6 protein-coding genes are annotated in these 6,030 nt (G+C 67.9%); all 6 read left to right on the forward strand.

The annotated features are described in order from the left end of the window. Nucleotides 1–148 precede the first annotated feature (148 nt). Nucleotides 149–1,054, forward strand: coding sequence for a thioredoxin (gene trxA / locus QZ281_RS00225; RefSeq protein WP_292223220.1), 906 nt, complete (start codon nt 149–151; stop codon nt 1,052–1,054). A gap of 14 nt (nt 1,055–1,068) precedes the next feature. Continuing rightward, entirely contained in the window at nt 1,069–1,725 is a 657-nt protein-coding gene (locus tag QZ281_RS00230) for an LON peptidase substrate-binding domain-containing protein (protein WP_292223222.1), read from the forward strand. Between the two features lie 98 nt (nt 1,726–1,823). Continuing rightward, complete coding sequence (locus QZ281_RS00235; protein WP_292223225.1) at nt 1,824–2,018, forward strand: Trm112 family protein; 195 nt, start codon at nt 1,824–1,826, stop codon at nt 2,016–2,018. 96 nt (nt 2,019–2,114) lie between these two features. Beyond that, a complete protein-coding gene (gene gshB / locus QZ281_RS00240; RefSeq protein WP_292223227.1) occupies nt 2,115–3,071 on the forward strand; it encodes a glutathione synthase in 957 nt (318 codons plus the stop codon). A 60-nt stretch (nt 3,072–3,131) separates the two neighbouring features. Continuing rightward, nucleotides 3,132–4,745 (forward strand): YifB family Mg chelatase-like AAA ATPase, encoded by a 1,614-nt coding sequence (locus QZ281_RS00245; RefSeq protein ID WP_292223230.1) that lies wholly within the window; start codon nt 3,132–3,134, stop codon nt 4,743–4,745. Nucleotides 4,746–4,822: 77 nt separating this feature from the next. Then, a partial coding sequence (locus QZ281_RS00250) for an ATP-binding protein (protein ID WP_292223233.1) occupies nt 4,823–6,030 on the forward strand: 1,208 nt, incomplete at its 3' end.

Genomic DNA, 6,030 nt, shown 5'->3' on the forward strand with positions numbered 1-6,030 from the left:
CCGGTCAGCCGCACCCACGCCCTGAAAGAAGCGGGCTGGTAAGCCGCCGACGCGACCTGCGGCGCTTTCGACAATTCAATGCTTGATGCCGACGCATCCCGACGCCATCTGGACCGTTGAACCTGACAGACCCTGCACGGACCCCGCCATGACCCTCGTTGATCCGACCCTTGACCCGAACCTCTCAAGCGACCTGATCAAGGAAGGCACCGACGCCTCCTTCATGACCGACGTCATTGAGGCGTCCAAGCATCAGCCGGTCATCGTCGACTTCTGGGCAACATGGTGCGGGCCGTGCCGCACGCTGGGCCCCGCGCTGGAGAAGGCCGTGCGCGCCGCCAAGGGTGCGGTGAAGATGGTCAAGATCGATGTGGACGCCAACCCGGCCTATGCGGGCCAGCTGCGGGTGCAGTCGATCCCGACGGTCTATGCCTTCGTCAACGGCCAGCCGGTCGACGGCTTCCAGGGCGCCATTCCCGACAGCCAGATCAAGGCCTTCATCGACAAGCTGTCCGGCGGTCAGGGTGGCTCGACCGAAACCGCGCAACTGCTGGAGCTGGGCGAGGAATCCCTGGGCCTGAACGATCTGGGCGGCGCCGCCCAGGCCTTCGCCCATGTGCTGCAGATCGAGCCCGAGAACGAAAAGGCCATCGCCGGCATGGCACGCGTCTATCTGGCCGACGGCGACCGCGAACAGGCCGTCCAGACCATCGCCATGGCCCCGCTCGAGTCCAAGGAGCCCACGGTCCAGAGCGTGCGCGCCCAGCTGGCATTGGCGGCCAAGGCCCCGACCGGCGCCTCCGCCGAACTGGAGAACAAGGTCGCCGCTGATCCGAACGACCATCAGGCCCGTTTTGATCTGGCCGAGGCCCAGAGCGCGGCGGGCGACTTCAAGGGCGCCGTCGACAACCTGCTGCACATCATCAAGATCGACCGCGAGTGGAACGAACAGGCGGCGCGCAAGCAGTTGCTGGTCATCTTCGAGGCAGCGGGCCTGAGTTCCGACGTGGCCAAGGACGGGCGACGCCGCCTGTCCTCGATCCTCTTCTCGTAACGGGACGGCGGCCCATGCCCCAAAGCTATGTCAGGGCGCTGGACCTGCCGCAGGTCATCCCGGTCTTTCCGCTGGACCGGGTGATACTGCTGCCGCGCGGCCAGCTGCCGCTGAACATCTTCGAGCCGCGCTATCTGAACATGGTCGATGACGCCATGGCGGGCGACCGGATCATCGGTTTGGTCCAGCCGGTCGGCGGCACGCCCGCCCTGCCCGGCCTGTCGCCCGTCGGATGCGCGGGCCGGATCACCAGCTTCGCGGAAACCTCCGATGGGCGCTATCTGATCACCCTGACGGGGGTGTCGCGCTTCCGCATCGCCGCCGAACTGCCCTCCAAGGCGCCCTATCGCCAAGTCCGCGCCGCCTTCGACGCCTATGAGGCCGATCTGAGTTCGCCGCCGGAAGAGCCGGACTTCGACCGACACGCCTTCCTTGACGCCCTGCGCACCTATCTGGCGCACCGTTCGCTGGATATCGACTGGGAGACGGCCGAGAGCGCTCCGGTGGAGGCCCTGGTCAACAGCCTGTCCATGGCCCTGCCGTTCGAACCCGCCGAAAAACAGGCGCTGCTGGAAGCCGTCAGCCTGCTGCCGCGCTCAGAGGCCCTGATCGCCCTGATGCGGATCGACGCCGCAGACGGCGGTGACGACGCCTCTCCCTCCATGCAATGACGGGGCAATGACGGGGCAATGACGGGCTCAAGTAGCGTTAAGCGCGGCAGCCCCTTAAAGAAGCCTCAAGTCGCGCCAAGCACGTTAGGCCCAGAAAAATGAGTGATGCCTTCAACACCCCCGTTTCGGTCGATCCCCGCCTGCTTGAGGTACTGGTCTGCCCGGTCACGCGGGGCAAGCTGACCTATGACCGCGACGCCAACGAGCTGATCTCGGCGGGGGCCAAGCTGGCTTATCCGATCCGCGAAGGCGTGCCGATCATGCTGGCGGAAGAAGCCCGTCAACTCGGCTGACGGCGACTCCCAGCACATTCCACTGAACTCCCACTGGCTCTGAGACGGCGCGTCCGACGGGCCTCAAGCAGCGCGACGCGCGATAGGCCCAGAACAATGACACTCAAGATCGCCATCCAGATGGACCCGATCGAGGCCGTCGACATCACCTCGGACACCAGCTTCCTGATGGCCGAAACGGCGCAGGCGCGCGGCCACAAACAGTGGGTCTATGACTTCCGCACCCTGGCGCTGGAGGAAGGCCGCCTCTACTGCCGCGCCCGCCCGATCACTGTGCGGCGCGAAGCGGGAAACCACGTCGATTTCGGCGACTGGGAGACGCTGGACCTGGCCGAAGACGTCGACGTCATCCTGATGCGTCAGGACCCGCCGTTCGACATGGCCTATGTCACCGCCACCTATCTGCTGGAGACGGTTCACCCCAGGACGCTGGTGGTCAACGACCCGGCTGAGGTGCGTTCGGCGCCTGAGAAGCTGATGGTCACGGCCTTCCCCGGCCTGCAGCCGCCGACCCTGATCTCCGCCGACCCCGTCGCCCTGACCGCCTTCCACAAGAAGCACGGCGAGGTGGTGCTGAAGCCTTTGCACGGCAACGGCGGTTCGGGCGTGGTCAAGCTGCGCGCCGACGACCCCAACCTGGACGCCCTGATCGAGATTCACGCCGCGGGCAGCCGCGACCCGCTGGTGATCCAAAAATTCATTCCCGCCGTGACCAAGGGCGACAAGCGCATCCTGCTGATCGACGGCGAGCCGGTCGGCGCCATCAACCGGGTGCCGGCAGCGGGCGCCGTGCGCTCCAACCTGCACGTGGGCGGCACGGCCATGCCGGTCGAACTGACCGCGCGCGATCTGGAAATCTGCGCCGCCATCGGCCCGACGCTGAAGGAACGCGGCCTGATCTTCGTCGGCATCGACGTGATCGGCGACTATCTGACCGAGATCAACGTCACCTCGCCCACCGGCGCCCAGCAGCTGAAGGCCTTCACCGGCATCGACGCCACCGCCCTGATGTGGGACGTCATCGAGAAGAAACGCGCCGCACAGGTTGCGTAGCCACGACTTGAATTAGATTCAGGTTCGTGTTTCGTTCCCCTTCATCAGCAGGGGAACACCATGGTCGCGCGGGTTGTCACGGTCGCCTTTGACGGGGTCGAGGCCCGGCGCGTGGACGTCGAGGTCCAGCTGATCGGCAATGACGGGCCGACGATCTTCAACATCGTCGGCCTGCCCGACAAGGCGGTGGCCGAGAGCAAGGAGCGGGTGCGCGGCGCCTTTGCGGGCATCGGCCTGGCCCTGCCCGCAAAGCGCATCATCGCCAATCTGGCCCCCGCCGACCTGCCCAAGGAGGGCAGCCATTTCGACCTGCCCATCGCCCTGGCCCTGATGGCGGCCATGGGGGTGATCGCACCCGACGCCCTGGACGGCTGGGCCGCCATCGGCGAACTGGGGCTGGACGGACAGATCGCCCGCGGGGGCGGCGCCCTGCCCGCCGCCGTATCCGCCGACGCCATGGGTCTGGGCCTGATCTGCCCGGAAATCTCAGGGCCAGAGGCTGCATGGGCGGGCGGCGCGCGCATTCTGGCCCCGCGTTCGCTGATCAGCCTGATCAATCATTTCAAGGGAACACAGGTTCTGCGTGCGCCCGAGCCCGGCCCTCTGGCGCCCGGCGGGGTCGTGCCCGACCTGCGCGAGGTCAAGGGTCAGGAAAGCGCCAAGCGCGCGCTGGAGATCGCGGCCGCTGGCGGCCACAACCTGTTGTTCATCGGCCCGCCGGGATCGGGCAAGTCGATGATGGCGCAACGCCTGCCGGGCCTGCTGCCGCCCCTGACCTCTCAGGAACTGCTGGAGACCTCGATGGTCTGGTCCATCGCCGGCCTGATCGAGCGCGGCGCCCTGACCCGCGACCGCCCCTTCCGCAGCCCCCACCATTCCGCCTCTATGGCCGCCCTGACCGGCGGGGGCCTGCGCGCCAAGCCGGGCGAGGCGTCGCTGGCGCACAATGGCGTGCTGTTTCTGGACGAACTACCTGAATATTCCGCACAGGCGCTGGATTCGCTGCGTCAGCCGCTGGAGACGGGCGAGATCGTGGTCGCCCGCGCCAACGCCCATATCCGCTATCCGGCGCGCTTCCAGCTGGTGGCGGCCATGAACCCCTGCCGCTGCGGCATGGGCGGGGCCGGACGCGGCGCCTGCGGCAAGGCTCCGCGTTGCCAGCGCGATTATCAGAACCGGATTTCCGGTCCCATGTTCGACCGCATCGACCTGACGGTGGAGACGCCGCCTGTCACCGCCGCCGACATGGCCCTGCCCCCGCCCGCCGAAGGCACGGCCGAGGCCAAAGCCCGCGTCGCCGCCGCCCGCGCCATGCAGGAGGACCGGGTCCGCACCGCCGGACTTGATCTGGCCCAGGGCCTGAACGCCCGTGCATCGGGCGACACTCTGGATCGGTTCGCCACGCCGGACGAGGCCGGGCGGATGCTGCTGATGCGGGCGGGCGAAGCGGGAGGGCTTACGGCGCGCGGCTGGACCCGCACCCTCCGGCTGGCGCGCACCATCGCCGATCTGGACGGGGCGACCGGGGTGCTGCGACGCCATATCGCCGAGGCCCTGATCTATCGTCGCAACACCGTGGGCGCAGAGGCGGATTTCGACCGTCGTGTCGCCGCCCGCGACGGTTTCGGCATACGGGACGACGAGGCGGGGCAGGCGCCCTTCCTCCGCGCCTGAGCATGGACCGACCTTGGCGATTGGGAGACAATCCTTAACCCGCAGACCCTATCTTCGCCGACCTACGGAGAGCGGCCATGACGCGACGGACAGCAGCAACGCAGATCGAGGATACAGCGGCGGACGCAGTCGATCCGGCCCAGCAATTCCTGCGCCTGATGAGCCATGAGATGCGCACGCCCCTGAACGGCGTCATCGGCATGATCAACCTGCTGCAGAACACCCCGCTGAACGGCGCCCAGCGCGCCTATGCGGAAACGGCGCGCCAATCGGCCGAACACCTGCTGGGGCTGGTCAACGACCTGCTGGACTATGCCCGGCTGGAAGCCCACGCGCTGGAGTTCGATCTGGCCCCGGTCGATCTGGAAGGGCTGGTGCGCGGCGTCGCCGAACTGCTGAGCCCGCGCGCCCATGACAAGGGTCTGGAGATCGTCTGGTCCGTCGCCGCCGACGCGCCCGACATTCTGGCTGACGAGGGGCGGCTGCGTCAGGTTCTGTTCAATCTGGCGGGCAATGCGGTCAAGTTCACCGAGACGGGCGGCGTGCGGATATCGGTTGAGCGCACGGACCTTGATCCCGAACGCCCGCACCTGGCCTTCATCGTCGACGACACCGGCCCCGGCGTGCCGCCCGAGGCGCGCGAACGCATCTTCGAGGAATTCGGCCATGCCGATTCGTCGGACGCCGTACGTCATGACGGCGCTGGCCTGGGTCTGGCGGTGGTGCGCAAACTGGCCGCCGCCATGGACGGGACCGTGCAGGTCGAGGACCGGCCCGTCGGCCCCGGCGCACGCTTCCGCTTCATTGCGCCGTTCGACGCCGTCGCTGCACCCCGCGGCGCGCCGCTTGTGGGTCAGACGGTCGCCGTGCAATCGCCCCATCCGCTTATTCTGTCCGCCGCCATCGAGCAGATCGTCGCGTCCGGGGGACAGGTCGCATCTGACGCCCCCGTCGCCCTGATCGATCATGCGGGCGCATCCGACGGTGCGCTGGCGGCCCATCCTGAGACGGGTCAGGCCATTATTCTGCTGAAACCGTCCGAGCGCGACCTGATCGCCCGCTATCGATCCGCCGGTTTTCACGGCTATCTGATCAAGCCCCTGCGCCGCGCCTCTCTGGTCGAGCGGGTTCTGGCTGCCGTCGGCGCCGTCGCCAGCGCGGCCGCGGCCCCCGTGGCGTCGCCCGAGGACGACCGCGTCGCCCCCGCCCGTTTCGCCGGAACACGGGTGCTGCTGGCCGAGGACAATCCGGTCGGCGCCCTTCTGGCCCGCACCCTGTTGCGACG

This window comes from Brevundimonas sp. (assembly GCF_018608325.1).
Lineage (GTDB): Bacteria > Pseudomonadota > Alphaproteobacteria > Caulobacterales > Caulobacteraceae > Brevundimonas.

Bases quoted from the DNA above. Each gene is read 5' to 3' on its own strand.
- trxA (WP_292223220.1), top strand. From the start codon at position 149: ATGACCCTCGTTGATCCGACCCTTGACCCGAACCTCTCAAGCGACCTG.
- QZ281_RS00230 (WP_292223222.1), top strand. From the start codon at position 1,069: ATGCCCCAAAGCTATGTCAGGGCGCTGGACCTGCCGCAGGTCATCCCG.
- QZ281_RS00235 (WP_292223225.1), top strand. From the start codon at position 1,824: ATGAGTGATGCCTTCAACACCCCCGTTTCGGTCGATCCCCGCCTGCTT.
- gshB (WP_292223227.1), top strand. From the start codon at position 2,115: ATGACACTCAAGATCGCCATCCAGATGGACCCGATCGAGGCCGTCGAC.
- QZ281_RS00245 (WP_292223230.1), top strand. From the start codon at position 3,132: ATGGTCGCGCGGGTTGTCACGGTCGCCTTTGACGGGGTCGAGGCCCGG.